This window comes from Streptomyces sp. PsTaAH-124, assembly GCF_000373685.1.
In the GTDB taxonomy this organism is placed as follows: domain Bacteria; phylum Actinomycetota; class Actinomycetes; order Streptomycetales; family Streptomycetaceae; genus Streptomyces; species Streptomyces andamanensis.
Window position 1 is genome coordinate 89,978 of the sequence record NZ_KB892166.1, and the last position, 22,283, is coordinate 112,260.

23 protein-coding genes and 1 tRNA gene are annotated in these 22,283 nt (G+C 71.5%); 9 read left to right on the forward strand and 15 right to left on the reverse strand.

Translation table 11 applies throughout. The features are described from left to right. Window positions 1-8: 8 nt before the first annotated feature. A complete protein-coding gene (locus B086_RS0113260; RefSeq protein ID WP_018566898.1) occupies window positions 9-356 on the reverse strand; it encodes a hypothetical protein in 348 nt (115 codons plus the stop codon). A 21-nt stretch (window positions 357-377) separates the two neighbouring features. Continuing rightward, complete coding sequence (locus tag B086_RS0113265; RefSeq protein WP_018566899.1) at window positions 378-2,078, reverse strand: sodium:solute symporter family protein; 1,701 nt, start codon at window positions 2,076-2,078, stop codon at window positions 378-380. A 235-nt stretch (window positions 2,079-2,313) separates the two neighbouring features. Between B086_RS0113265 and galT the strand changes: the two genes are divergently transcribed. The 4 genes from galT (at window position 2,314) to B086_RS0113285 (ending at window position 6,308) form a co-directional block, all read left to right on the forward strand. Further along, window positions 2,314-3,396, forward strand: a complete 1,083-nt coding sequence (gene galT, locus B086_RS0113270; RefSeq protein ID WP_018566900.1) for a galactose-1-phosphate uridylyltransferase — start codon at window positions 2,314-2,316, stop codon at window positions 3,394-3,396. Continuing rightward, window positions 3,396-4,364, forward strand: a complete 969-nt coding sequence (gene galE, locus B086_RS0113275; protein ID WP_018566901.1) for a UDP-glucose 4-epimerase GalE — start codon at window positions 3,396-3,398, stop codon at window positions 4,362-4,364. Before galT ends, galE begins: the two co-directional genes overlap by 1 nt. Continuing rightward, window positions 4,364-5,521: a galactokinase gene (galK, locus tag B086_RS0113280; protein ID WP_018566902.1), complete on the forward strand. Its 1,158-nt coding sequence runs from the start codon at window positions 4,364-4,366 to the stop codon at window positions 5,519-5,521. The genes galE and galK overlap by 1 nt, the downstream gene beginning before the upstream one ends. Before the next feature lie 106 nt (window positions 5,522-5,627). After that, window positions 5,628-6,308: an adenosylcobinamide amidohydrolase gene (locus B086_RS0113285; RefSeq protein WP_018566903.1), complete on the forward strand. Its 681-nt coding sequence runs from the start codon at window positions 5,628-5,630 to the stop codon at window positions 6,306-6,308. A 24-nt stretch (window positions 6,309-6,332) separates the two neighbouring features. Here B086_RS0113285 and B086_RS0113290 read toward each other — a convergent pair whose 3' ends face one another. Further along, window positions 6,333-6,776, reverse strand: a complete 444-nt coding sequence (locus B086_RS0113290) for a GNAT family N-acetyltransferase (RefSeq protein WP_026252383.1) — start codon at window positions 6,774-6,776, stop codon at window positions 6,333-6,335. Between the two features lie 286 nt (window positions 6,777-7,062). On the opposite strand from B086_RS0113290, the gene B086_RS0113295 reads away from it, so the two are divergent. Continuing rightward, window positions 7,063-7,851, forward strand: a complete 789-nt coding sequence (locus tag B086_RS0113295) for a response regulator transcription factor (RefSeq protein WP_018566905.1) — start codon at window positions 7,063-7,065, stop codon at window positions 7,849-7,851. Here B086_RS0113295 and tamR read toward each other — a convergent pair. Further along, entirely contained in the window at window positions 7,810-8,307 is a 498-nt protein-coding gene (gene tamR / locus B086_RS0113300) for a MarR family transcriptional regulator TamR (protein WP_018566906.1), read from the reverse strand. The genes B086_RS0113295 and tamR overlap by 42 nt on opposite strands. Before the next feature lie 139 nt (window positions 8,308-8,446). Between tamR and B086_RS0113305 the strand changes: the two genes are divergently transcribed. Together B086_RS0113305 and B086_RS0113310 are read left to right on the forward strand one after the other, a co-directional pair. Beyond that, entirely contained in the window at window positions 8,447-9,286 is an 840-nt protein-coding gene (locus tag B086_RS0113305; RefSeq protein WP_018566907.1) for a trans-aconitate 2-methyltransferase, read from the forward strand. 3 nt (window positions 9,287-9,289) lie between these two features. Next, complete coding sequence (locus B086_RS0113310) at window positions 9,290-9,670, forward strand: VOC family protein (protein ID WP_018566908.1); 381 nt, start codon at window positions 9,290-9,292, stop codon at window positions 9,668-9,670. On the opposite strand, the gene B086_RS0113315 is transcribed toward B086_RS0113310, so the two are convergent. Genes B086_RS0113315 through B086_RS0113330 form a run of 4 tightly spaced genes read right to left on the reverse strand, consistent with a single transcriptional unit; the run spans window position 9,645 to window position 11,883 of the window. Beyond that, window positions 9,645-9,893 (reverse strand): type II toxin-antitoxin system RelE family toxin, encoded by a 249-nt coding sequence (locus B086_RS0113315; protein ID WP_018566909.1) that lies wholly within the window; start codon window positions 9,891-9,893, stop codon window positions 9,645-9,647. The genes B086_RS0113310 and B086_RS0113315 overlap by 26 nt on opposite strands. Continuing rightward, the gene (locus B086_RS0113320; protein ID WP_018566910.1) at window positions 9,890-10,141 is read right to left on the reverse strand and encodes a type II toxin-antitoxin system Phd/YefM family antitoxin; all 252 of its coding nucleotides are present in this window, start codon (window positions 10,139-10,141) and stop codon (window positions 9,890-9,892) included. Before B086_RS0113320 ends, B086_RS0113315 begins: the two co-directional genes overlap by 4 nt. A 60-nt stretch (window positions 10,142-10,201) precedes the next feature. Beyond that, window positions 10,202-10,876 (reverse strand): TetR/AcrR family transcriptional regulator, encoded by a 675-nt coding sequence (locus B086_RS0113325; RefSeq protein WP_018566911.1) that lies wholly within the window; start codon window positions 10,874-10,876, stop codon window positions 10,202-10,204. Next, the gene (locus B086_RS0113330; RefSeq protein ID WP_018566912.1) at window positions 10,873-11,883 is read right to left on the reverse strand and encodes an acyl-CoA desaturase; all 1,011 of its coding nucleotides are present in this window, start codon (window positions 11,881-11,883) and stop codon (window positions 10,873-10,875) included. Before B086_RS0113330 ends, B086_RS0113325 begins: the two co-directional genes overlap by 4 nt. A 343-nt stretch (window positions 11,884-12,226) precedes the next feature. Between B086_RS0113330 and ppc the strand changes: the two genes are divergently transcribed. Beyond that, entirely contained in the window at window positions 12,227-14,968 is a 2,742-nt protein-coding gene (ppc, locus tag B086_RS0113335; protein WP_018566913.1) for a phosphoenolpyruvate carboxylase, read from the forward strand. 58 nt (window positions 14,969-15,026) lie between these two features. Here the strand turns inward: ppc and B086_RS0113340 are convergent, their stop codons facing one another. The 7 genes from B086_RS0113340 to B086_RS0113370 all read right to left on the reverse strand — a co-directional run bounded on the left by B086_RS0113340 (window position 15,027) and on the right by B086_RS0113370 (window position 20,774). Then, a complete protein-coding gene (locus B086_RS0113340) occupies window positions 15,027-15,563 on the reverse strand; it encodes a hypothetical protein (RefSeq protein WP_018566914.1) in 537 nt (178 codons plus the stop codon). Window positions 15,564-15,615: 52 nt separating this feature from the next. Next, window positions 15,616-16,227: an aminoacyl-tRNA hydrolase gene (gene pth, locus B086_RS0113345; protein ID WP_018566915.1), complete on the reverse strand. Its 612-nt coding sequence runs from the start codon at window positions 16,225-16,227 to the stop codon at window positions 15,616-15,618. Window positions 16,228-16,299: 72 nt separating this feature from the next. Next, window positions 16,300-16,896, reverse strand: coding sequence for a 50S ribosomal protein L25/general stress protein Ctc (locus B086_RS0113350; protein WP_018566916.1), 597 nt, complete (start codon window positions 16,894-16,896; stop codon window positions 16,300-16,302). Between the two features lie 245 nt (window positions 16,897-17,141). Then, window positions 17,142-18,116 (reverse strand): ribose-phosphate diphosphokinase, encoded by a 975-nt coding sequence (locus B086_RS0113355; RefSeq protein WP_018566917.1) that lies wholly within the window; start codon window positions 18,114-18,116, stop codon window positions 17,142-17,144. A 146-nt stretch (window positions 18,117-18,262) separates the two neighbouring features. Then, window positions 18,263-19,708 (reverse strand): bifunctional UDP-N-acetylglucosamine diphosphorylase/glucosamine-1-phosphate N-acetyltransferase GlmU, encoded by a 1,446-nt coding sequence (glmU, locus tag B086_RS0113360; RefSeq protein ID WP_078531078.1) that lies wholly within the window; start codon window positions 19,706-19,708, stop codon window positions 18,263-18,265. 111 nt (window positions 19,709-19,819) lie between these two features. Then, window positions 19,820-19,891 (reverse strand) — tRNA-Gln (locus tag B086_RS0113365). A gap of 22 nt (window positions 19,892-19,913) precedes the next feature. Then, entirely contained in the window at window positions 19,914-20,774 is an 861-nt protein-coding gene (locus B086_RS0113370; RefSeq protein WP_026252384.1) for a hypothetical protein, read from the reverse strand. 167 nt (window positions 20,775-20,941) lie between these two features. Here B086_RS0113370 and B086_RS0113375 point away from each other — a divergent pair, with 167 nt between their 5' ends. Then, complete coding sequence (locus tag B086_RS0113375) at window positions 20,942-22,264, forward strand: sensor histidine kinase (RefSeq protein ID WP_018566920.1); 1,323 nt, start codon at window positions 20,942-20,944, stop codon at window positions 22,262-22,264. Window positions 22,265-22,283 lie beyond the last annotated feature (19 nt).

The following is a 22,283-nucleotide window of genomic DNA, read 5'->3' on the forward strand; positions in this document are numbered from 1 at the left end:
TCAGGGCGTCACCCGGTGCCGGTGGCGTCCGGGTCCTCGGGCGCCGCCACCGGCCGCAGCTTCAGCCAGACCAGGAAGAACACCCCGAGGACCAGCATCCCGATCCCGGTCCACAGGTTGATGTTGACGCCCTGCGCCTTGTCGATGGCGGCCTGCGAGTCGGTGAGGCCGGCGATCGTGACGATGACGCCGTAGAGGACGAACAGACCGCCGATGATCCGCCGCAGGTCGAAGATGCGCGCGGCGGTCGCGGACCTGCCCTCCAGCTCGGTCACCTCGCGCTGCACGTCGTGCTCGGAGTAGCCGGTGTGCGGGCCGGAGTGCTCGTTGCGGCCGGGGTTCTGGGGCTGTGACATGGTTTCTCCATCCTCCCGCGGTCAGAACGAGAACGGGATGTAGCAGGCGGCGGCGAGGACGACGGCGCCCCAGCCGAGCAGGGCGGGCCTCCGGTACCAGGCCTCGTCGCCGGGGGCGGCCGCCTCGCTCATGCCGGGCGACCTGGTGCCGTAGACGAGCCCCTGGAGCGCCGCCTCCGGCTTGGGCTTCGTGAACAGCGTGACGGCGACCATGACCACCGCGCCGGCGACGAACCCGGCGATGGCCGAGACGAAGTTGGCGCCCTGGTCGGAGGGGATGTCGATGATCCCCTTCTTGTAGACGACGAAGTAGTTGACCATCGCGGCCGTGGTACCGGCGAGCAGACCCCAGAAGCCGGACTTCATCGACGCGCGCTTCCAGAACATGCCGACGATGAAGACGACGAACATCGGCACGTTGAAGAAGGAGAACAGCGTCTGGAGGTAGCTCATGATGTTCGAGAACGACGAGGCGAGGAACGCGGTGCCGACCGAGGCGAGCACACCGACGGCGGTGATGAGCCGCCCGAACCGCACGTAGTAGGAGTCCTCGCGGTCCTTGACGACGTACTTGGCCCAGATGTCGGTGGTGAACACGGTGTTGAAGGACGACACGTTGGCCGCCATGCCCGCCATGAAGGCGGCGAGCAGGCCGGTGACCGCGATGCCGAGGACGCCGTTGGGCAGCAGTTCCTGCATCAGATAGGGGATCGCGTCGTTGTACTGGAGCCCGGAGGCGGAGCTGCCGATGTTCGGGACCAGCGCGGCGGCGACCAGGCCCGGGATCATCACCAGGAAGACGATGAAGATCTTCGGGAACGCGGCGATCAGCGGGGTGCGCTGGGCCGCGGAGAGGTTCTTCGCGGACAGGGCGCGCTGCACCTCGGCGAAGTTGGTCGTCCAGTAGCCGAAGGAGAGGACGAAGCCGAGGCCGAGCACGATGGTCAGCCAGTTGGCGCCGAGCGGGTTGGCGTGGCCGATGCCGGTGCCGCCCCAGGCGGTGGTGAAGTTCTCCCCGTGGGTGGCGTGCAGCTTGTGGGTCAGGCCGTCCCAGCCGCCGACCTTCTTCAGGCTGAGCACCACCAGCGGGATGAGGGCCGCCAGGATCACGAAGAACTGGAGCACCTCGTTGTAGATCGCGGAGGACAGTCCGCCGAGGGTGATGTACGCCAGCACGAAGAAGCCGGCGACCACGATCGCCACCCACTGCGGCCAGCCGAGCAGCGCCTCGACGACGATCGCGAGGGCGTAGAGGTTCACCCCGGCGATCAGGATGGCCGCGAAGGCGAACAGGATCGAACTCAGCAGGTGCGCGCCGCGGTCGAAGCGCAGCAGCAGGAACTCGGGGACCGAGCGCACCTTGGAGCCGTAGTAGAAGGGCATCATCACCAGGCCGAGGAAGACCATGGCCGGGATGGCGCCGATCCAGTACCAGTGCACGGTGTAGGCGCCGTACTGGGCGCTGTTGGCGGCCATGCCGAGGATCTCGGTGGCGGCCAGGTTGGCGGAGATGAACGCGAGGCCGGTGATCCAGGCGGGCAGTGAGCGTCCGGAGAGGAAGAAGTCGAGGCTGGTCCTCACCGAGCGGCGGGCGGCCAGGCCGATGCCGAGGACGACGACGAAGTAGATGCCGAGGATCGTGTAGTCGAGCGCGTTGGTCGGCAGCCGCAGCTCGGCCGCCAGGTACACGGACGCGCCGGTGGGGGATGTGGGGGTCTGCATGTGAACTCGCTTCGTTGCGCGAACGGATCCAGCGGGGAACCTACGCCTTCGCGTTCAGGAATTGAACACTTTTGTTGGTTGTCTTTGTTTGATTGTGATGTGCGTTCCATGGCGCATCCCGGGGTGCCGCCGGTAGCCTCCAATGGTTGGTTGTGATGTGTTATGTTTGATTATGTTGGGTGGGTGACCGAGTGCCGGGTGCGGCCCGGGGCTCGGACGAACAGGGAGTCCGCCAGTGAAGAAGACCTCGACCCGGCTGGCCGACGGTCGTGAGCTGATCTACTACGACCTGCGGGACGACACCGTGCGCGACGCCGTCGACCGGCGCCCGCTGGAGCCGACCGTCACCACCTCGGAGATCCGCCGGGACCCGCTGCTCGGCGACGCGGTCGCCGTGGCCTCCCACCGCCAGGGCCGCACCTACCATCCGCCGGCCGACGAGTGCCCGCTGTGCCCGACGCGGGGCGAGCGGCTCACCGAGATCCCCGACTCCTCCTACGACGTGGCCGTCTTCGAGAACCGCTTCCCGTCGCTGGCGGGCGACTCGGGCCGCTGCGAGGTCGTCTGCTTCACCTCCGACCACGACGCCTCCTTCGCCGCGCTGAACGAGGAGCAGGCCCGGCTGGTCCTGGACGCCTGGACCGACCGCACCTCGGAGCTGTCCCATCTGCCCTCCGTCGAGCAGGTCTTCTGCTTCGAGAACCGCGGCGCCGAGATCGGTGTGACGCTCGGTCACCCCCACGGCCAGATCTACGCCTACCCGTTCACCACCCCGCGCACCGCGCTGATGCTGCGCTCGCTGGCCGCCCACAAGGACGCCACCGGCGGGGAGAACCTCTTCGACGCGGTCCTCGCCCGCGAACTGGCCGGTGAGCGCGTCGTCCTGGAGACCGCGCACTGGGCGGCCTTCGTGCCGTACGCCGCGCACTGGCCCTACGAGGTGCACCTCTACCCCAAGCGCCGCGTCCCCGACCTGCTCGGCCTGGACGAGGCCGCGCGCACCGAGTTTCCCCAGGTCTATCTGGAACTCCTGCGGCGCTTCGACCGGATCTTCGACGGTGGGGACAGCGGGGAAGGCACCGGAGGCGGACAGCCGACGCCGTACATCGCGGCCTGGCACCAGGCGCCGTTCGGCGCGCTGGAGGAGTTCGACGGCGTGGTCCGCGAGGACTTCGCCCTGCACCTGGAGCTTTTCACTATCCGCCGTACTTCCGGCAAGCTGAAGTTCCTCGCGGGCTCCGAGTCCGGCATGAACGTCTTCATCAACGACGTGCCCCCGGAGCGCGCGGCCCAGCGATTGCGAGAGGTAGCGAGTTGATGAGCGGGAAGTACCTGGTCACGGGTGGTGCGGGTTACGTCGGAAGCGTGGTCGCCCAGCATCTGCTGGAGGCCGGCCACGAGGTCGTCGTCCTCGACAACCTCTCGACGGGCTTTCGCGCGGGCGTGCCCGCCGGAGCCGCCTTCGTCGAGGGCGACATCCGCGACGCCGCCAAGTGGCTCGACCCCTCCTTCGACGCGGTGCTGCACTTCGCGGCGTTCTCGCAGGTCGGCGAGTCGGTGGTGAAGCCGGAGAAGTACTGGGACAACAACGTCGGCGGCACCATGGCGCTGCTCGCCGCGATGCGCGAGGCCGGGGTGCGGAAGCTGGTCTTCTCCTCGACCGCCGCGACCTACGGCGAGCCGGAGCGCACCCCGATCGTCGAGACCGCCCCGACGAAGCCCACCAACCCCTACGGCGCCTCCAAGCTCGCCGTCGACCACATGATCACCGGCGAGGCGGCGGCGCACGGCCTGGGCGCGGTCTCCCTGCGCTACTTCAACGTGGCCGGTGCCTACGGCGCCTACGGCGAGCGCCACGCGCCCGAGTCGCACCTCATCCCGCTGGTCCTCCAGGTCGCCCAGGGCCGCCGCGAGGCGATCAGCGTCTTCGGCGACGACTACCCGACCCCGGACGGCACCTGCGTACGCGACTACATCCACGTCGCCGACCTGGCCGAGGCCCATCTGCTCGCGCTGGACGCCGCCACCGCGGGCGAGCACCTGATCTGCAACCTGGGCAACGGCAACGGCTTCTCCGTCCGCGAGGTCGTCGAGACCGTCCGCCGGGTCACCGGCCACCCGATCCCCGAGGCCGTGGCCCCGCGCCGGGCCGGTGACCCGGCGGTGCTCGTCGCCTCGGCCGACGCCGCCCGCGACCGGCTCGGCTGGAACCCGTCCCGCGCGGACCTCGCGGGCATCGTCGCGGACGCCTGGCGCTTCGCGCAGCACATCGCAAGGGAGCAGTAGTGGGGGCACAGCAGGTCCGGGACGGGTTCGCCGAGCTGTACGGCACCGCGCCCGAGGGAGTGTGGGCGGCCCCCGGCCGCGTCAACCTCATCGGTGAGCACACCGACTACAACGACGGCTTCGTGATGCCGTTCGCCCTGCCGCACGTCACGCTCGCCGCCGTCGCCCGCCGCGACGACGGCGTGCTGCGGCTGCACTCGGCGGACGTGCCCGGCGGCCCCGTCGAACTGCGCGTCGCCGATCTGGCGCCCGGCACCGACGACGGCTGGACGGCATACCCGGCGGGCGTCGTCTGGGCGCTGCGCGAGGCCGGTCACCCGGTGTCCGGCGCCGATGTGCACCTGACGTCGACGGTGCCCTCCGGCGCGGGCCTGTCCTCCTCGGCCGCCCTGGAGGTGGTCGTCGCCCTCGCCCTGAACGACCTGTACGCGCTGGGCCTGAAGGGCTGGCAGCTGGCCCGCCTTTGCCAGCGCGCGGAGAACGTCTACGTCGGCGCGCCCACCGGCATCATGGACCAGACGGCGTCGGCCTGCTGCGAGGAGGGCCACGCCCTCTTCCTCGACACCCGCGACCTGTCCCAGCGCCAGATCCCCTTCGACCTGGCCCGCGAGGGGCTGCGCCTGCTGGTCGTCGACACCCGCGTCCAGCACGCCCACAGCGACGGCGAGTACGGCAAGCGCCGGGCCGGCTGCGAGAAGGGCGCGGCCCTGCTCGGCGTCGACGCGCTGCGGGACGTGCCCCACGAGGGCCTGGACGCGGCGCTCGCACAGCTCGGCGACGAGGAGGAGATCCGCCGCCTGGTCCGCCATGTGGTGACCGAGGACGCCCGGGTGGAGCGCGTCATCTCGCTCCTGTCGTCGTCCGCCGGGGCGCGCGCGATCGGTCCGGTCCTGACCGAGGGCCACGCCTCCCTGCGCGACGACTTCCGCATCTCCTGCCCGGAGCTGGACCTGGTCGTCGACACGGCCCTCGCCGCGGGCGCGCTGGGTGCCCGGATGACCGGCGGCGGCTTCGGCGGCTCCGCGATCGTCCTCGCCGAGGAGGGCGGCGTGGCCGCGCTCACCGAGGCCGTCGAGGCGGCCTTCGCCGAGGCCGGATTCACCGCGCCGCGCGTCTTCGAGGCGGTGCCGTCGGCGGGGGCGCGACGGCTGCTCTGACTCGGAGGGCACCAGGGACTTTCGTCCGGGGCGGGCACGCGCGCCCGGCACGATCCGGACGAGAGGCCCTAAGATCGGCCGGTCCCCGTCCCGAGGAGTCCCGCCGGTGTCCACCGCCCCGCCCGTGCCCGCCCCGCCCACCGCGCTGCGCTCGGCGCGCCTGCTGGCCCGCACCGAGGACGGCGAGCGGCTGCACGCGCTGGTGTGGCGGGCGGGCCCGGGGTGGCGGATGATCAGCAGCGCGGTGCTCGGCGGCGGCATCGGCGAGCGCGACTGGGTCCTCAACGCCCAGGTGGCCCACGGCTACCGGCGCACCGACCCGGAACGCCACCTGGCCGAGCTGGCGGCCGGGGCCGGGCTGAGGGGGGCGGGCGTCGGCCTGATGACGGCGGCCGACGTCACCCGGCACGCCCGCGCCGAGGACGGCGGGGCGCAGGCGGTCGTCACCGCGGGCATCAGCGTCCGCGGCTGGGCCGCTGCCCCGGCACAGGCCGCCGCCGTCCCCGCCCAGCCGGGCACGATCAACATCGTCGTCGCCGTCCCCGCCGCGCTGACCGACGCCGCCCTGGTCAACGCGGCCACCACCGCCACCGAGGCCAAGGTCCAGGCCCTCCTGGAGGCCGGTCACGCCTGCACCGGCACCCCCACCGACGCCGTCTGCGTGGCCGCCCGTCTGCCCGCCCCCGCCGATTCCCCGCACCCCTTCGCCGGGCCCCGCTCGCTCTGGGGCGCCCGCCTGGCCCGAGCGGTGCACCGGGCGGTGGGGGAGGCGGTGGCGCACGCGTGACGCCCGCACCACGGGGCCGCCCGCTCAGCTCAGCGGTTTCACCAGCGTGTACTCCGTGATGCCCGGCGGATAGTCGGGCAGGGCGCAGATCACCTTGTAGCCGTGGCGGCGGTAGAAGCCGGGGGCCTGGAAGTCCCAGGTCTCCAGGCGGGCGGCGCAGCAGTCGCGCTGGTCGCGGGCGATGCGTTCGGCGCGGCGCAGCAGGTGGGAACCGAGGCCCGCGCCGCGGTGGCGGTCGTCGACCCACAGATAGGTGATGTGCAGCCAGGTCGCCCAGGTGTGCCCGACCAGACCGCCGGCCAGGGCGCCGGACTCGTCCATGGCCCACAGGTGCAGCGGGAGTTCGTGGGCGCCGGGGGAGGTGCGCAGGGCGGCCAGCATGGACGAGGCGGCCGTGTTCGCGTCGCGGAGGCGGGAGCGGAGCAGATCGCGGCGCTCTTTGTCTACTTCTGCCTCAATACGAAACATGCGGCACACCCTAGACGCGCCCGCCGGTCAGTTCTGCGAATTGGCTTCCCCTCCCGGCCTCCGTCCGTACGCTGAGAAGCGGTACCGGTGGGGGCCGGCGCCGATCAGGGGGCGAGACAGCCGGGTACGACGCCCGGCGTGGGGGTAGCACTTCCGCATGGCGGCGGCCGTGCGGATCCCGCGGCCCCGGGCGTCGTGCCCGCGCGGCCGCCCCCGGACACGGCCGGCCGTCGTCCTCGATGACGGAGATCCCCTGCTCTCCAGGAGCGTGGGGAAGGGGGTTCCAGTGGTTCGTGTACGCGTCCTGGTCGTCGACGACCACCGTATCTTCGCCGAGTCCCTGGCCGCGGCCCTGGCCGCCGAGCCGGACGTCGACGTGTCGGCGGCCGGGTCCGGACCGGCGGCCCTGCGCTGTCTGGAGCGGGCCGCCGCCGAGGGCCGCCGCTACGACGTGCTGCTCGTCGACGCGGACCTGGGCGGCAAGGTGCCCGGCGGCCGGGCCGCCGTCCCCGTCCAGGAGGCCAACGCGGACGGCCTGGTGGACGGCATCTCCCTGGTGGCCGGGGTGCGCGCCGCCCAGTCCGGCGTACGGACCGTGGTCCTCGCCGAGAAGGACGATCCGCGCCGGGCCGCGCTGGCCCTCCAGGCGGGCGCCTGCGGCTGGGTCGCCAAGGACTGCTCGCTGTCCCGGCTGCTCACCGTCATCCGCGGGGTGCTGCGCGACGAGACGCATCTGCCGCCAGCGCTGCTGACCGGCGTCCTGCGCGAGCTGACCGCCGCCCGCAAGCACCGCACCGAGAGCGAACGGCTGGTGGAGTCGCTGACCCCGCGCGAGCGGGAGGTGCTGCGCTGCATGGTCGCCGGGCTCGGGCGCAAGGCGGTCGCCGAGCGGCTGTTCCTCTCCCCGCACACCGTGCGCACGCATATGCAGAACGTCCTGGGCAAGCTCGGTGTGCACTCCACCCTGGCCGCGGTCGCCCTCGCCCGCAGGGCCGGCGTGGGGCCGGCGGAGCTGAGCCCCGCCCGCCGGGAGCTAGCCGGGGATGTTGTCGAACGGGGCGGTCAACTGGCGTAGCAGAGCGGCCAGTTCGCCGCGCTGCGCGGCGGACAGCTCACCGAGGATGGCCCGCTCCTGGTCCAGCAGGCCGGACAGCGACTGGTCGGCGCGGTCCCGGCCGTCCTCCGTGAGCCGGACCAGCACGCCCCGCCGGTCGCTGGGGTCGGGCAGCCGCTCGACCAGGCCCTTCTTGGCCAGCCGGTCGATACGGTTCGTCATGGTGCCCGAGGTGACCAGGGTCTGTGTCAGCAGCTGTCCGGGCGAGAGCTGGTACGGCGCGCCCGCGCGGCGCAGCGCGGTCAGCACGTCGAACTCCCAGGGCTCCAGGCTGTGCTCGGAGAAGGCCAGCCGCCGGGCCCGGTCCAGATGCCGGGCCAGCCGGCTCACCCGGCTGAGCACCTCGAGCGGTTCCACGTCGAGGTCCGGGCGCTCCCGGCGCCACGCTGCGACCAGCCGATCGACCTCGTCCTCCATGCGATCAGTGTAGTGGTTGTGTCGATGTGAAGTCTCTTGATATCAACTATCTTGGCATCAAGAGAAAATGTGGTGCCGCCCGGGAACACCGGGGAACGCCAGGACCGAGGACCAGGACGAGAGCCTCAAGGAGGCCGCCATGCCCGCGCCCGACCGCACCCAGGACAGCCACAGCCCCACCTGGGACCCCGCCCAGTACCTGCGCCACGCCGGGCACCGCGCCCGCCCCTTCACCGACCTGCTCGCCCGGATCCCCGAACTGCCGTCGGACCCGCCCCGCATCGCCGACCTCGGCTGCGGCCCCGGCAACGTCACCGTGCTGCTCGCCGGCCGCTGGCCCACCGCCCGCATCACGGGGTACGACAACTCGCCCGAGATGCTGGACCGGGCCACCGTGGAGCACGCGGGCCCCACCCCAGGCGGCGGCCTGCTCGACTTCGTCCCCGCCGACGCCCGCACCTGGACGCCCGGCGAGCCCTGCGACCTGATCGTCAGCAACGCCACCCTCCAGTGGGTGCCGGGGCACACCGCCCGGTTCGCCGACTGGATCGCGGCGCTCCGGCCCGGCGGCACCTTCGCCTTCCAGGTCCCCGGCAACTTCTCCGCCCCCAGCCACCGGCTGATGCGCGCCCTCGCCCACTCCGCCCGCTGGCGCGGCCGGCTCGGCGACGCCCTGCGCCACGACGACGCCGTGGACACGCCCGGCGCGTATCTGGAGCGGCTGAGCGGCCTCGGCTGCGCGGCGGACGTGTGGGAGACGACGTACCTGCATCTGCTGCCCGGCGAGGACCCGGTGCTGGACTGGGTGAAGGGCACCGGGCTGCGGCCCGTGCTCACCGCGCTCGCCGACGACCCGGAGGCCCGCGAGGCGTTCCTCGCCGAGTACCGGGCCGCGCTGCGCGAGGCGTACCCGGCCGGGCCGCACGGCACCCCGTTCCCCTTCCGGCGCGTCTTCGCCGTGGCCGTCAAGGAGGGCTGAGCGGTGCTCGCCGAGATCGACCACGTCCAGCTCGCCGCCCCACCGGGGTCCGAGCCCGCGCTGCGGGCGTACTACGGCGGTGTCCTCGGCATGACCGAGATCCCCAAGCCGCCGGTCCTGGCCGCGCGCGGCGGCTGCTGGTTCCGGGCGGGGGCCGTCCAGCTCCATCTGGGCGTCGAGGCGGACTTCCGGCCCGCGCGCAAGGCCCACCCCGGCCTGCGGGTCACGGACCTCGACGCCTGCGCCGCCCGCCTGACCGCCCACGGCGCCCCGGTCACCTGGGACGACACCCTCCCGGGCCACCGCCGCCTCTACTCCGAGGACCCGGTGGGCAACCGGCTGGAGTTCCTGGAGCCGGTCAGGCCGTCCGCCCGAGGTTCGTGACCAGAAGGTGGATCGTCTCGTCCTCGATGATGTAGAGGACGCGGTAGTCGCCCACGCGCAGGCGTCGGATGTTGACGCCGTAGGCCGTGGAACCGGCTGGTCGTGGAGACTCGGCGAGCGCATCGACAGCCTCGTACACGGCGGCGAGGCCGACGGGATCGTCCTTCAGGAAACGGACTGCCTGGTCGGTGGCGGCGGGTTCCCAGATGATGCGGTAGGTCACGGGCGCAGCCCGAGGATGCGTCCGACCTCTTCGTGGGGGATGCCCTGCTCCAGCGTGCCCGAGGCCTTGCGCAACTGGTAGTCCGCGACAGCCAGGGCGTCCTCGAAATCCTCTATCACCTGCGGGGACACCAGGAGCGCCGCCACATGCCCGTGGTCCGTCAGGGCGATGGTCTCGCGGCTGTGGGCGGCCCGGCGCACCAGATCGCCGAGCTGGGAGCGGGCTGCGCTGATCGCAATCTGAGTCATGGGCGAATCGTGCCACAAGATTAGTCTTGTGAGCCATTGATGTCACTCGGCGGAGTGATCTCAGCTCTTGCGGTGCCCTATCAGCCGCGGCTTGGGCTCCAGGCCGTCCAGGCCGTGCCAGGCCAGGTTCACCAGGTGGGCGGCGACCTCCGCCTTCTTGGGGCGGCGCACGTCCAGCCACCACTGGCCGGTCAGGGCGACCATGCCGACCAGCGCCTGGGCGTACAGCGGGGCCAGCTTCGAGTCGAAGCCGCGGGACTTGAACTCGCGGCCCAGGATGTCCTCCACCTGGGTGGCGATGTCGGAGATCAGGGAGGCGAAGGTGCCCGTGGACTGGGGGATGGGCGAGTCGCGGACGAGGATGCGGAAGCCGTCCGTGTACTCCTCGATGTAGTCCAGGAGGGCGAAGGCCGCCTGCTCGCACAGCTCCCGCGGGTGGCCGGCCGTCAGCGAGCCGGTCACCATGTCCAGCAGCCGCCGCATCTCGCGGTCCACGACCACCGCGTACAGCCCCTCCTTGCCGCCGAAGTGCTCGTACACCACCGGCTTGGACACCCCGGCCTTCGCCGCGATCTCCTCCACCGACGTGCCCTCGAAGCCCTTCGCCGCGAACAGGGTGCGACCGATCTCCAGCAACTGCTGGCGGCGCTCGGCACCGGTCATCCGGGTGCGACGCGCACGTCGCGGCTTGTCGTTGCTGGGGGTGCTGGAGTCGGTCGCCACGGCGTCAATCATGCAGCCTCGGCGGTTTCCTTCCGGCGCCGGGAGCCGCCTTCCTCCGGGTTGCGCCGCGAATCGATACGCGAGCGTGACGGCCAGCGCACGTCGTACGCCCAGCCCAGCTTCTCGAACCAGCGGATGATCCGCGCCGAGGAGTCGAGCTGCCCGCGCTCCACGCCGTGCCGGGCGGAGGTCGGGTCGGCGTGGTGCAGGTTGTGCCAGGACTCGCCGCAGGACAGGATCGCCAGCCACCACACGTTGCCCGAGCGGTCGCGCGACTTGAACGGGCGCTTGCCGACCGCGTGGCAGATGGAGTTGATCGACCAGGTCACGTGGTGCAGCAGCGCCACCCGCACGAGTGAACCCCAGAAGAACGCGGTGAACGCGCCCCACCAGGACATCGTCACCAGACCGCCGATCAGCGGCGGCAGCAGCAGCGAGGTGAGCGTCCACAGCACGAACTGGCGCGAGACCGCCCGCAGCGCCGGGTCCTTGACCAGATCCGGCGCGTACTTCTCCTGCGGGGTCTGCTCCTCGTCGAACATCCAGCCGACATGAGCCCACCACAGGCCCTTCATCAGCGCCGGGACCGTCTCCCCGTACCGCCACGGCGAGTGCGGGTCGCCCTCGTGGTCGGAGAACTTGTGGTGCCTGCGGTGGTCGGCCACCCAGCGCACCAGCGGCCCCTCCACCGCCATCGACCCGGCGACGGCCAGCGCGATCTTCAGCGGGCGCTTCGCCTTGAAGGAGCCGTGCGTGAAGTGCCGGTGGAAGCCGATCGTGATGCCGTGGCAGCCGAGGAAGTAGAAGAAGACCAGCAGACCGAGGTCCAGCCAGCTCACCCCCCACCCCCAGGCCAGCGGCACCGCCGCGAGCAGCGCCAGGAACGGGACGGTGATGAAGAGCAGCAGCGTGATCTGCTCGATCGAACGCTTCTGCTCGCCTCCCAGGGTGGCGGAGGGCAGCGCGCCGACGGCCGCCTCCGGGGCGTCGTCGATCACGTCGGAGGAGCTCGAGGTCATGGGCGTCCCCTGTGGGGTCGAGGGTTCAGACAGGTGCGGCGGGCCCCGGAACCTTGCAGCTCCCTACGGTTCCGTAACCTACGGCGACGTAAGTATGGCAGTGCGTCGCCGCGCGGCAAGAGCCCCTGGCCTGCGCGTCCCACCCGGCACCTAGACTGAAGCCCGGTCGGACAGCGCGGTCCGCTGAAGAAGATTCCTTCCCGGATGCCCGGCCCGTATGCGGCACCCGCCGCGCGGCACCCGTCCGGGTCCCCTCTCAGAAGAGCCCACCCGTCGCCCACCACCGCCCTTCCAGCGAGTCGCTGGCGCGACGTACTCCGGATTACTGCAAGGAGCCGCACCTGTGAGCAGTGCCGACGACCAGACGACGACCAGCAGCGAGCTGCGCGCCGACATCCGCCGACTGGGTGACCTCCTGGGGGAGACCCTGGTGAGGCAGGAAGGTCCCGAACTCCTGGACCTGGTGGAGAAGGTGCGCCGCCTCACCCGGGAGGACGGCGAAGCAGCGGCCGAACTGCTGCGCGGCACCGAACTGGAGACCGCGGCCAAGCTGGTCCGCGCCTTCTCCACCTACTTCCACCTCGCCAACGTCACCGAACAGGTCCACCGCGGCCGCGAGCTGCGCGCCCGCCGCGCCGCCGAGGGCGGCCTGCTGGCCCGCACCGCCGACCAGCTCAAGGACGCCGACCCCGAGCACCTGCGCCAGACGGTCCGGCACCTCAACGTCCGCCCGGTGTTCACCGCGCACCCCACCGAGGCGGCCCGCCGCTCCGTCCTGAACAAGCTCCGCCGCATCGGCGCCCTCCTGGAGACCCCGGTCGCCGAGTCCGACCGCCGCCGCCTGGACACCCGCCTCGCCGAGAACATCGACCTCGTCTGGCAGACCGACGAACTGCGCGTCGTCCGCCCCGAACCCACCGACGAGGCCCGCAACGCCATCTACTACCTGGACGAGCTGCACGCCGGTGCCGTCGGCGACGTCCTGGAGGACCTGACCGCCGAACTGGAGCGCGTCGGCGTCAGACTCCCCGACGAGACCCGGCCCCTGAGCTTCGGCACCTGGATCGGCGGCGACCGCGACGGCAACCCCAACGTCACCCCGGCCGTCACCTGGGACGTGCTGATCCTCCAGCACGAGCACGGCATCAACGACGCCCTCGACACCATCGACGAGCTGCGCGCCTTCCTGTCCAACTCCATCCGCTACAGCGGCGCCACCGAGGAACTCCTGCGCTCCCTCGAAACGGACCTGGAGAACCTGCCCGAGATCAGCCCCCGCTACAAGCGGCTCAACGCCGAGGAGCCCTACCGGCTCAAGGCCACCTGCATCCGGCAGAAGCTCGTCAACACCAAGCAGCGCCTGGCCAAGGGCACCCCGCACCAGCCCGGCCACGACTACCTGGGCACCGCCCAGCTCCTCGCCGACCTGCGGCTGATCCAGGACTCGCTGCGCGAGCACCGCGGCGGCCTGTTCGCCGACGGCCGCCTGGCCCGCACCATCCGCACCCTGGCCGCCTTCGGCCTCCAGCTCGCCACCATGGACGTGCGCGAGCACGCCGACGCCCACCACCACGCGCTCGGCCAGCTCTTCGACCGGCTCGGCGAGGAGTCCTGGCGCTACGCCGACATGCCCCGCGAGTACCGCACCAAGCTGCTCGCCAAGGAACTCCGCTCGCGCCGGCCGCTCGCCCCGACGCCCGCCCCCGTCGACGAGGCGGGCGCGAAGACGCTCGGCGTGTTCGAGACGGTCAAGCGGGCCCTGGACGTCTTCGGGCCCGAGGTCGTCGAGTCGTACATCATCTCCATGTGCCAGGGCGCCGACGACGTCTTCGCCGCCGCCGTCCTCGCCCGCGAGGCGGGACTGCTCGACCTGCACGCCGGCTGGGCCAAGATCGGCATCGTGCCGCTGCTGGAGACCACCGACGAGCTGAAGGCCGCCGACACCATCCTGGAGGACATGCTCTCCGACCCGTCCTACCGGCGCCTGGTCGCGCTGCGCGGGGACGTCCAGGAGGTCATGCTCGGCTACTCCGACTCCTCCAAGTTCGGCGGCATCACCACCTCCCAGTGGGAGATCCACCGCGCCCAGCGCCGGCTGCGCGACGTCGCCCACCGCTACGGCGTGCGGCTGCGCCTCTTCCACGGCCGCGGCGGCACCGTCGGCCGCGGCGGCGGCCCCACCCACGACGCCATCCTCGCCCAGCCCTGGGGCACCCTGGAGGGCGAGATCAAGGTGACCGAGCAGGGCGAGGTCATCTCCGACAAGTACCTCATCCCCTCCCTGGCCCGGGAGAACCTGGAACTGACGGTCGCCGCCAGCCTCCAGGCGTCCGCCCTGCACACCGCGCCCCGCCAGTCCGGCGAGGCGCTGGCCCGCTGGGACGCGGCCATGGACGTCGTCTCCGACGCCGCCCACGCCGCCTACCGCAGGCTGGTGGAGGACCCCGACCTGCCCGCGTACTTCTTCGCCTCCACCCCGGTCGACCAGCTCGCCGACCTGCACATCGGCTCCCGGCCCTCGCGCCGCCCCGACTCCGGCGCCGGACTCGACGGGCTGCGCGCCATCCCGTGGGTGTTCGGCTGGACCCAGTCGCGGCAGATCGTCCCCGGCTGGTTCGGGGTCGGCTCCGGCCTCAGGGCGCTGCGCGAGGCGGGCGTACGGCAGGAGGGCGAGACCGTGCTGGAGGAGATGCACGAGCGCTGGCACTTCTTCCGCAACTTCATCTCCAACGTCGAGATGACGCTCGCCAAGACCGATCTGCGCATCGCCGGGCACTACGTCGACACGCTCGTCCCCGACCACCTCAAGCACGTCTTCGAGGCCATCCAGGCGGAGCACGAGCTGACCGTCGCCGAGGTGCTGCGCATCACCGGCGAGAGCGAACTCCTGGACGCCGCACCCGTCCTGAAGCAGACCTTCGCCATCCGCGACGCCTATCTGGACCCGATCTCCTACCTCCAGGTCGCCCTGCTCAAGCGGCAGCGCGACGCGGTGGCGGCGGAGCAGCAGGCCGACCCGCTGCTCTCGCGGGCGCTGCTGCTGACCGTCAACGGAGTCGCGGCCGGCCTGCGCAACACCGGCTGACCGGCACACACACGACGGCGCCCCCGGTTCCCACGGACCGGGGGCGCCGCCGTACGCCTCACAACGCGACGAACGCCGCCGTCAGCAGCGCGATCCCCGCTCCCGCCAGCACCCAGGCCGCCCGCACCCGGCGCAGCCCGCCGGCCACCACCACCGAGGCCAGCAGCAGCGCGCCGCCCAGCGGCGCCCACGCGTACAGGATCCCGGCCGGGCCCGACCGCAGCACCTCGTCCGTGCCCGGCTTCACCACGACGCTGTACGTCCGCCCCTTGCGCACCGCCACCGTGTGCGCGATCTCCACCCGGCCGCGCGCCGCCGACCCCGCCGAGACCGGCGTGTACGGGCCACTGCACGTGTCGCCGCCGCACCGCGTCACCTCGACCGACCCGTGCTCGCGGCCCTTGGTGAGCATCACGTACGGCGCGGTGCTCCACGACGCCCACACCCCGGCGACCAGGATCAGCACCGCGACCGTCCCCATCGCGGCCACCCGCCCGAACCGCAGCGCGGCGTGGGAGGCCCGGCGGGCCTGGCGGGCGGCACGGGCCTGACGGGAACTCGGGGCGCTGGCGGCGGCAGGCATGGCCGGGATCATTGGCCATGCCCCTACGACCGGTCAACTCCTGGGCGTGCGGCGGCCGGACAAGTCAGGAGTTGTACGCGCTTTGCGCCCGCTCCAGGCCCTCGGCCAGCAGGCACTCCACCGCGTCCGCCGTACGGTCCACGAAGTAGTCCAGCTCCTTGCGCTCCGCGGACGAGAAGTCCTTCAGCACATAGTCGGCCACCTGCATCCGGCCCGGCGGACGCCCGATCCCGAACCGCACCCGGTGGTAGTCGGCGCCCATCGCCTTCGTCATCGACTTCAGGCCGTTGTGCCCGTTGTCGCCGCCGCCCAGCTTCAGCCGCAGCGTGCCGTAGTCGATGTCCAGCTCGTCGTGGACCGCCACGACGTTGCCGAGCGGCACCTTGTAGAAGTCCCGCAGGGCGTTCACCGGACCGCCCGACAGGTTCATGTACGACATCGGCTTCACCAGCACGACACGGCGACTGTCCGGTCCGGGCGCGCCGATCCGGCCCTCGACCACCTGCGCCTGCGCCTTGCTCGCCCGCTTGAACCGGCCCCCGATGCGGCCGGCCAGCAGATCCACCGTCATGAAGCCGACGTTGTGCCGGTTCATGGCGTACTCCGGTCCGGGATTGCCGAGGCCCACGATCAGCCAGGGCGCGCTCGCGGAAGTCGCCGGGGTGGTCACGTCCATCTCTCCTTGGTATGCGTCGGCCGCCGCCCCACGGGGGAAGCGGCGGCCGGCGAACTGCGCGGGGGGTGAGGATCAGGCCTCGGCGGCCTCTTCGCCCTCGCCCTCGCCGCCCTCGGCGGCCTCCTCGGCCTGCGCGGCCAGGACCTGGAGGACGACCGCGTCGTCCTCGACGGCCAGGGTCACACCGCTGGGCAGGGTGATGTCCTTGGCGAGCACGGAGGCACCGGCCTCCAGGCCCTCGACGGACACGGTGACCTGCTCGGGGATGTGCGTGGCCTCGGCCTCGACCGGCAGCGCGGCCAGGACGTGCTCCAGCAGGTTGCCGCCGGCGGCCAGCTCACCCTCGGTGTGCACGGGGATCTCGACGTTGACCTTCTCGCCGCGCTTGACCAGCAGCAGGTCGACGTGCTCCAGGAAGCCCTTCAGCGGGTCGCGCTGCACGGCCTTCGGGATCGCCAGCTCGTTGGTCTTGCCGTCGATGTCCAGCGAGATCAGGACGTTCGGCGTACGCAGGGCGAGCAGCAGCTCGTGGCCCGGGAGCGTCAGGTGCAGCGGGTCGGTGCCGTGGCCGTACAGGACGCCGGGGACCTTGTTCTCGCGGCGGACGCGGCGGGCGGCACCCTTGCCGAACTCGCTGCGGGTCTCGGCGGAGATCTTCACCTCGGACATGCTCTTCACTCCTCGTAGAACTAGGGGATGGTGGTCACCCGGCCACACGAACGGCCTGCTACGAAGAGCGCGTCGATAACGGACCGCCGTATCCGTCCGAGAACGGCTACGGCCTCCCTCGCCGAGCAACTGGTGCAGTCTACTCGGCGAGGGAGGCCGAACCCAAAACGATCTCCGGTGATCTCCGGTGATCTCTGATGATCTCCGGCGGTCCGCGCTGATCCGCCCGGGCGCCGGAATGATCGTTACTGCTCGTCGAAGAGGCTCGTCACCGAACCGTCCTGGAACACCTCGCGCACCGCGCTCGCGATGGTCGGCGCGATCGACAGCACCGTGATCTTGTCCAGCTCCAGCTCGCTCGCCGTCGGCAGCGTGTTCGTGAACACGAACTCGCTCACCTTCGAGTTCTTCAGCCGGTCGGCCGCCGGACCCGACAGCACACCGTGCGTCGCCGTCACGATGACATCCTCGGCGCCGTGCGCGAACAGCGCGTCCGCCGCCGCGCAGATGGTGCCGCCGGTGTCGATCATGTCGTCGACCAGCACGCAGATGCGGCCCTCCACATCACCGACGACCTCGTGCACCGTGACCTGGTTCGCCACGTCCTTGTCCCGGCGCTTGTGCACGATCGCCAGCGGCGCGCCGAGGCGGTCGCACCAGCGGTCCGCCACCCGCACCCGGCCGGCGTCCGGCGAGACCACGGTCAGCTTGGCGCGGTCCACCTTGGCGCCCACGTAGTCCGCCAGCAGCGGCAGCGCGAACAGGTGGTCCACCGGGCCGTCGAAGAAGCCCTGGATCTGGTCCGTGTGCAGGTCGACCGTGAGGATCCGGTCCGCACCGGCCGTCTTCATCAGGTCCGCCACCAGACGCGCCGAGATCGGTTCACGGCCGCGGTGCTTCTTGTCCTGCCGCGCGTAACCGTAGAACGGCACGATGACCGTGATCGAACGGGCCGACGCACGCTTCAGCGCGTCGATCATGATCAGCTGCTCCATGATCCACTTGTTGATCGGAGCGGTGTGGCTCTGGATCAGGAAGCAGTCCGCGCCACGGGCCGACTCCTGGTAGCGGACGTAGATCTCACCGTTGGCGAAATCGAACGCCTTCGTCGGGACGACCCCGACACCCAGCTCGTGGGCGATTTCCTCGGCAAGCTCGGGGTGGGCGCGGCCGGAGAAGAACATCATCTTCTTCTCGCCGGTCGTCTTGATCCCGGTCACAGCACTGTCTCCTCAGAGGGTGTACGCAGCTGGATGTCGAGAAGACCTCGTCAACCGTGTCAACCGTGCGCGAGAGGCCGTCTCAGCTGGTGGGGTGCGGGTGTGCACTTATCACGGTACGCCGTGTTCGACGCGCCTGTTTCCGGTCAGTCTTCGCTCTCCGGCGTCGGTGACGCCGCCTCGGCCGCCTTCGCGGCCGTGCTCCCGGGGCGCTTGCGCGCCACCCAGCCCTCGATATTCCGCTGCTGGCCGCGGGCCACGGCCAGCGAACCGGGCGGCACATCACGCGTGATCACCGACCCGGCGGCGGTGTAGGCGCCGTCCCCGACCGTGACAGGCGCCACAAACATGTTGTCCGAACCGGTGCGGCAGTGCGACCCGATCGTGGTGTGGTGCTTGTCCTGGCCGTCGTAGTTCACGAACACGCTCGCGGCGCCGATGTTCGAGTACTCGCCGATCGTCGCGTCGCCCACGTACGACAGATGCGGCACCTTCGTGCCCTCGCCGATGCGCGCGTTCTTCGTCTCGACGTACGTGCCCACCTTGGACTTCACCCCGAGGCGCGTGCCCGGACGCAGATACGCGTACGGACCCACCGACGCCTGCGGGCCCACCACCGCGCCCACGGACACCGTGTTGTCGACCCGCGCCCCCGCGCCCACCCGGGTGTCGGTCAGCCGGGTGCCGGGCCCGACCTCCGCGCCCTCGGCCAGATGCGTCGCGCCGTGCAGCTGCGTGCCCGGGTGCACGATCACGTCCTGCTCGAACGTCACCGTCACATCGACCCACGTCGTCGCCGGGTCCACCACGGTCACCCCGGCGAGCATGGCCGCCGTCAGCAGCCGGTCGTTCAGGGTCCGCCGCGCCTCGGCGAGCTGCACCCGGTTGTTGATTCCCGCGATCTCCCGGTGGTCACCGGCCACCGAAGCACCGACCCGGTGCCCGGCCCCGCGCAGGATCCCGAGCACGTCCGTCAGGTACTCCTCGCCCTGGCTGTTGTCCGTGCGCACCTGGCCCAGCGCCTCGGCGAGCAGCTGCCCGTCGAACGCGAACACCCCGGAGTTGATCTCCCGGATCGCGAGCTGCTCCGCGTCGGCGTCCTTGTGCTCCACGATCGCGGTCACCGCGCCGTCGGCGTCGCGCACGATCCGGCCGTACCCGGTGGCGTCCGGGACCTCGGCGGTCAGCACGGTCACCGCGTTCCCGTCGGCGGTGTGCGCGGCGGCCAGGGCGGCGAGGGTCCCCCCGGTCAGCAGCGGCGTGTCCCCGCAGACCACGATGACGGTGCCCTCGACGGCACCGCCCAGCTCGTCGAGACCCATCCGCACCGCGTGCCCGGTGCCCTTCTGCTTCTCCTGCACGGCGGTCCGCGCCGCGGCGTCCACCTCGGCGAGGTGCGCGCTCACCTTCTCCCGCGCGTGCCCGACCACGACGACCAGGTTCTCGGGCTTCAACTCCCGTGCGGCGGCCAGCACATGACCGACCAGGGAACGGCCGCAGATCTCATGCAGGACCTTCGGTGTGGCCGACTTCATACGGGTGCCCTCACCCGCTGCGAGAACGACGACGGCTGCCGGGCGAATGGCGCTCACGGGATGCCCTTCGGCTTTTGGGTGGGGTGGACATCCGCAGGATACCGGGGCGGTTGAGGGGGGAGACGAGAGCGGGTCCTGGCTGTGCAGCCAGGACCCGAACCGAGGATGCTCCCCCGCCAGGACTCGAACCCGGACAGATGGCACCAAAAGCCACAGTGCTGCCAATTACACCACGGGGGACCATGTCGGCCAAACCGGACACTTAGTCAGGTCGCCGAGTGACGCCTCCTACTATGCCGTACCAGGCGCCCTCCATGCGACGGTACAGCTCGGCGCTCTGCCGAACGTAGATCATCAGGCAGCCGCGGTAGGCCTCGCCGGTGTTCTTGCGTGCGGTACGGGGGTGGTGCTTCTTGAGCGTTGCCCTGCTGAACGATGTGGCGTCCACGCCAGTGACATCAGCCCAGAACTTCTCAGCCGCTTCGACATTCGCACTCTCGTGGATGCTCACGCGTAGGGTCAGGCGTTCGCGCTCCACCTCCAGCAGGTCGAGCCAGCGGAGGAATAGCCGGATCACGTTCGGGTCGCTGTTGATGAACTGTAGCCTCTCGCGACGGCTGTATGACTTGTCCTTTGCGCCTTCGGCCCAGTAAAGGACGACGCCTGCCAGGAAGACTTCCCGGTCGGACAGGTCGCCGACTGTCTCCCCGGCCGCCGCTTTCGTGCGGCGGCGTTCCTCTTCGCGGCTTCGCAGAGTTGCCTCCCAGCCTCTCCGGGCGATGGCCGCCGCCTCCTCGCCGCTGCGCTTGCGCTCCGGTCTCGGCAGATCCCGCACCCACAGCGAGATCGAGCTCTTGGAGCACCCCAGCTCCACCTGGATCCGGTCGTACGTCCAGCCCTGGAGGCGCAGTTCTCGGGCCCTGTCCCGCAGGTCGTCCTTGGCGTTCGGGCGTTTCGTCCAGTCGGGGGCCGGTTCGCCGTCCAGGAGCCGGTTGAGGATGTCGTTGTTGTCGATGTGCAGACGGTCGCGGATCTGCCGTCGGCTGAGCCCTGCCCGCCGCAGCGCCACCGCCCGCTCCCGCAGGCCCTCGAAGTCGGCGTACTTGTGCTGTGCGTGTGCCATGGGCATACCGTCCGGCCGGAATGGGAGCCTCCGGGCTCGAACAGGGGATGTTCACCAGTTCGAGGGAAATCGACTGATTCGGCGATGCGCCGATGACGGGCCGTGATCGGATCCGGGTACGCGAAACTCGCCGGAAAAGCGCCGTCGCGCGCCCGTAGGCTGGAGACATGACCACGACGGGGGAAGAGCGCGCCGCGGCGGTGAGTGGGCCGTGGTGGTGGGCGCGGTGGCGCGGTGCGCTGTTCGACGGCAGCCTGGCGCTGGCCTCGGCGGCGGAGTGCGCGGCGGAGGGGGTGCCGTTCGCCCGGGACGCCGGGGTGCCGCTCGCCGCGGGGGTGCTCTTCGGGCTGTTGTGCGGGTCGGTGCTGCTGGTCAGGCGGCGGTGGCCGATCGCCGTCGTGCTGGTCGCGATCGCCGTCACGCCCGCCCAGATGGGCTTCCTCATGGGGATCGTCGGCCTCTACACGCTCGCCACGTGCGAGCTGCCGCGGCGGATCATCGGGGCGCTGGCCGGGATGTCGCTGCTCGGCACGATGATCGTGACGTTCGTGCGGGTGCGGCAGGACATGGCACGCGGCGACTTCACCATCGGCGACTGGTTCGTCCCCTTCGCCGCGGTCACCACCTCGCTCGGACTCACCGCGCCCCCGCTGCTGCTGGGCCTGTACGTCGGCGCCCGGCGGCGGCTGATGGAGTCGCTGCGCGAGCGCGCGGACAGCCTGGAGCGGGAGTTGCAGCTGCTCGCGGAGCGGGCGGAGGAACGCGCGGAGTGGGCGCGCGGCGAGGAGCGCACCCGGATCGCCCGGGAGATGCACGACGTCGTCGCGCACCGGGTGAGCCTCATGGTGGTGCACGCGGCCGCGTTGCAGGCGGTGGCCCGCAAGGATCCCGAGAAGGCCGTCAGGAACGCGGCGCTGGTCGGCGACATGGGCCGGCAGGCGCTGACCGAGCTGCGCGAGATGCTGGGTGTGCTGCGCAGCGGCGAGGTGCCCGAGCGCCCCGCTCCGCTGCGCGATCCGGCCGCCCTGCCGCTGGTCGCGGTGGGGGTCGCGGCGGCCGCTGCGGCGTCCCGCGCCGCCGGTGAGCCGGGCGGCGACGGGCCGTGCCTCGCGGAGCTGGAGGAACTGGTCGGGCAGTCGGCCGCCGCGGGCATGGTGGTGGACCTGTCGGTCGAGGGCGAGGCGCGCCCGTACGGGGCGGAGGTCGAGCAGACCGCGTACCGGGTGGTGCAGGAGGCCCTGACGAACGTCCACAAGCACGCGGCGGGCGCCAAGACGCGGGTGCGGCTGGCGCACCGGGGCGCGGAGATCGCGATGCAGGTGGAGAACGGCCCGCCGCCCGAGCCCGCGACCGCGTCGGCGGCGGGGCTGCCGTCCGGCGGGAACGGCCTGCTCGGTATGAAGGAGCGGGTCGTGGCCCTGGGCGGCGTGTTCGTGTCGGGGCCGACGGACGCGGGGGGATTCCGGGTGTCGGCGGTCATCCCGGCGTAGGCGGGGCTGGGGCCTGGGC